Below are 3,879 nucleotides of genomic sequence, written 5' to 3'. Positions count from 1 at the left end.
CAATCTCGGGGCAAGAAACGTTGAAAAGGCGATGGTTCATCTCCAGAAAGCCGAAGCACTTCTCGCCAAGTTACCAGTTTCGCGCAAGCACGCTTACTTTTACACCGCCATGGCGGTGGCGTGCTATTTGGCCCGTAGAATCGATGAGGGAATTGAAGCCGGGCGGCGCGCGATGGAAATAGGCGACCAAACAAAGAACGAGTGGGCTTGGATCTACGGTGCGATATTGACTTCCGTGTTCCTTGTATTCCGCGGAGCTCTGGCGGAGGGCTTAGGCCTGGCCAATGAAGCCCGAAAGCGGGCGGCCGGGATGAGCGACACGATGCTCGGCTCGACCATCGCATTGATCGGTGGCGGAAACTATCACCGGCTCATCGATCCGCGCGAAGCCCGGAATTGGTACCTGGACGAACTCTCACTTCCTCGAACTGCGCAGTCCGAGCCGCGGCGAGCGCTCCTGCGCAACCTAGCTGCACTTGCGTGCGTACACATGGGACAATTGGCCGAAGCTCGCGACCATCTCGTACAAGCTGGCGGAGGAGCTTTCAAACACCTGCTGGTGATGGAAGGCGAGTGGGACTCCGCCAGAGAATCGAAAAGGGAATCACTCGAACTGGCACAGGCGACTGGTGACCGACTGCAAGAGATGGACGATCTTTTCTCGATCGCTTTGCTGCACCGAGTCCGGGGCGAGTTCGGTCTGGCCGAGGAACTCGCAGGACGGGGTCTATCGATCGCTATCGAAGCGGGTGATGTTTTGTCCGAGCTATGGGGTTCGTCCTTGATTGCGATGATTCTAGCCGCGCAAGGCCGCGCCACAGAGGCAATCGCGCATCTTGAGCGCTGTCGCGAAATACTAGCTTTGGGTGAGGACTGGCGGGCGATCGCGGGTTACGTAGCTCGCGCTGAAGCGGTCGTGGCCGCGGCGCTCGGGAGCTATTCGACCGCCGATCGGCAATTCGAAAAGGCGATTACAACGTTTCGTCGATACACGCTGCCGTGGGAGGAGGCCGAGACGCTACGGCTCTGGGGTTGCGCGCTCGGTTCGGCGGAGAATCATGCGCGCTCGGTTGAGAAGTGCGACGCCGCGATTGAGATTTATCGCCTGCGAGGCGCTGGCGCGCGATGGATCGAGCGCGCCGAGGCCGCCAAAATACCTAACCGGGGCAGGAAAGCAATCCTCAAGGACGTTGTGACGTCTAACGGTGGTCAAAGCGGAAAATCTCGAAATCGGAGCTGAGATTTTCGCTGACTATGATGATAACGTAGCAATTACCGCTAAAGCTCGAGATAGTGGCCGTCGTCGAGCGGGTATCGCGAACACCGGAGACGGAGTTAAACACTAGGGTCTGGAAGAGAGAGTAGGCTCGCGGCGGGATGGGCTAAGGTATCCCCGCGGGCGGGACCCTGACAGCCTCCTTGACCATCCAACAGGACGGACGGGTGCGTATAGAGCGTACACCGATGGACTAGCTATCGAATATTTATAAAGCCGCGAACGGGGCGAATAGGCCTCTGTCTAATTAACAAACCGAGGGTCGCGGGTTCGAAATCTCTGCACGGATGAAGGAAGCAAATCATGCCTGCAAGCCTCTCACATCGCGACGCTCATTCCGTCGAGCTTTCCGATCGCAGCTCCTCCAAAGCCTTACCTGCCCGCACTCAGCGAGAACGAGAGGTGGGAGGGCGGCCAGGCTCGACGCCCGGCCGCCTCTCGCAAGCGGCGAGCCGCTTGCGCAGTGGACCGTTACGGTAGCTGGCTGGTATCGACCCCGACCTTGGTCGCTGAGAGCGTGGCGGTGGTCGTGAACAGGACCGCTGCATTCGGATCGTAGGGGTTGGGCCCCTGCACAACTTTGAAGTTCTGCTTGCCTGTGAAGCTCTTGCCGTCCTTGGATACGGTCACTGTGTAGTCGAAAAATCCGGAGGTGCCGTCCCATTGTCCTTCCGTGGCTTCGGTGCCTTCACCGTTGTCATTCACGCTCTGGAAGTTGAAGAAGGGATGCGTCAGTCCGTAGCTCCCCTTCTCGAGCTTCACGTATGTGCCATAGCAAACGTACCCGGTGAGGATTGGAGATATATCTTGGTCAAACTCGAGGCCATCGCGGGTCCATCCTGAGATCACGTGGTCAACGCCGCCGCCGGGAAAGGTTGCGGTGATCTGCCACAGGCCGAATATAGGTTCATTTCCACCAAGCGGAAGGGTCTGTTGGGCCTGACGCTGAGACGCCGCGGGGCTCTCATTCACCTGCCCTGAGATCGCGGCCAGCAACCCCGATGGCATCGAGCATCCTGCTTGCGCTCGGGTTGGTCCAGTTACAAGGGCGACAATCGCGAAAGCGGCGGATAGCGCGACGGCGCGCACATTTCTGAACCATTTTCGATTCGACATAACCATTCTCTCCTTTCTTTTGAATCGTGATTGACCAGTGCTGGCTTTGGTTCATTGGCGCCTCCATCTCGACAATCCCCCAATGCCCCGTTCGTCGCGCATCATCAGTCGAAATGAACAGGCGAGAAACAGAGAACGCATCAAGGTTTCCTCAAATTTTTGTCAAGGGACCTCGGCTTTCCTTTCGCGTTCACCACAATTAGTGTCCGCAGCTAGGAAGGTGGTCCGAAATGGCCGAAGATATCTGCCGATTTGCGGATTTCGAGCTGGATCGGAACGCCTACCAGCTCCGCTGCAAGGGCCGCCCCGTTCAGCTTGAACGCATTCCCCTTGATTTGCTTTTCCTGCTTTCGGAGAGACCCGGACAGCTTGTGACCCGCGAAGAGATCCTCGAGCGGATCTGGGGCAACGACGTCTTCATCGAGACGGATAAAAGCATCAACACCGCGGTAGGCAAGATTCGCCACGCGCTGGATGACGACCCGGAAACCCCGCGCTTTGTGGTGACCGTCACCGGCAAGGGGTACCGATTCGTTGCGCCGTTGCGCGAGCCGCACCGGGTGAAATTGCACCGCGAAGCCGAAAATACAGTCCGGTCTCAACGCTCGATGGTGGGGCGCGAGCGTGAGCTGGCCGAGCTGCGTGGCGGCCTTGTGGATGCGATTGCGGGGCGCGGGCGTCTGTTCCTGATTTCCGGTGAACCCGGCATTGGCAAGACTCGGCTCACTGCCGAGCTTGCGTCCCTGGCTCAAACCAGCGGGATGGCGGTCTGGACCGGGCGCTGCCTCGATCGCGAGGAGGACGTGCCTTACCTGCCGTTCGTTGAAATTCTGGAGAGCTGTGTCGAGCAGGCCACTGATCAGAAGGCACTTCGCAGTCTGCTCGGAAATGAGGGCCCGGAATTAGCGCGCTTGATGCCCAAACTGCGGCGGACCTTTCCCGACCTCGTGCCTCCGCTCGATTTGACGCCGCGCGAGGCACGGCGCCACCTGTTCAACTGCTTTTGCGATTTTGCTGCGCGTGTCGCGACTGAGCAGTCGACGGTTTTCATTATCGAGGACCTCCATTGGGCCGACGATTCCACTTTGTCGCTGCTCGCCCACCTGGAGAAGCGACTGTCAAAGCTGCCCCTGCTGATAGTTGGAACCTTTCGCGACGCTGAACTCGAGGTGACTCCCGGACTTACAAAGACGCTCGAAGACTTGCTTCGCGGACGGCTGGCGAGTCGCGTGCCTCTCAAAGGACTCGCGCTCGATGAAGTCGCCGCGATGCTGACCATCCTCAGCGGAAAGACGCCGCCCACCAGGGTGGTGAGGGAGATTTACGACGAGACTGAAGGCAATCCCTTTTTCGTCGAAGAGCTGTTTCTACATCTCAAGGAAGAAAACCGGCTCTACGATTCAACGGGCGCCTTTCGCCCTAAACTGAAGATTGGCGAGCTGGACGCGCCGCGGAGTGTGCGCTTGGTGATAGGGCAGCGACTGGCG

At 58.8% G+C, this 3,879-nt stretch carries 3 protein-coding genes; 2 read left to right on the top strand and 1 reads right to left on the bottom strand.

Features of this window, described 5'->3' with window-relative positions; translation table 11 throughout:
- The coding region (locus VGI36_12520) for a hypothetical protein (GenBank protein ID HEY2485970.1) at window positions 1-1,240 on the top strand (1,240 nt) is incomplete at its 5' end.
- Between the two features lie 507 nt (window positions 1,241-1,747).
- On the opposite strand, the gene VGI36_12515 is transcribed toward VGI36_12520, so the two are convergent.
- On the bottom strand, window positions 1,748-2,284 hold the full coding sequence (locus tag VGI36_12515) for a hypothetical protein (GenBank protein HEY2485969.1): 537 nt from the start codon (window positions 2,282-2,284) through the stop codon (window positions 1,748-1,750).
- Window positions 2,285-2,622: 338 nt separating this feature from the next.
- On the opposite strand from VGI36_12515, the gene VGI36_12510 reads away from it, so the two are divergent.
- Window positions 2,623-3,879 (top strand): AAA family ATPase (locus tag VGI36_12510; protein ID HEY2485968.1); only part of this gene is annotated, 1,257 nt, incomplete at its 3' end.

The organism is Candidatus Binataceae bacterium (genome assembly GCA_036495685.1).
Classification (GTDB): Bacteria; Desulfobacterota; Binatia; order Binatales; family Binataceae; genus JAFAHS01.
Note: the sequence above shows the minus strand (reverse complement) of the source record. Positions and strands in the feature narration are given on the sequence as shown.

What these genes read in the sequence shown, in the direction of transcription:
- VGI36_12515 (HEY2485969.1), bottom strand. Translation starts at nt 2,284, where the DNA reads ATGCCATCGGGGTTGCTGGCCGCGATCTCAGGGCAGGTGAATGAGAGC.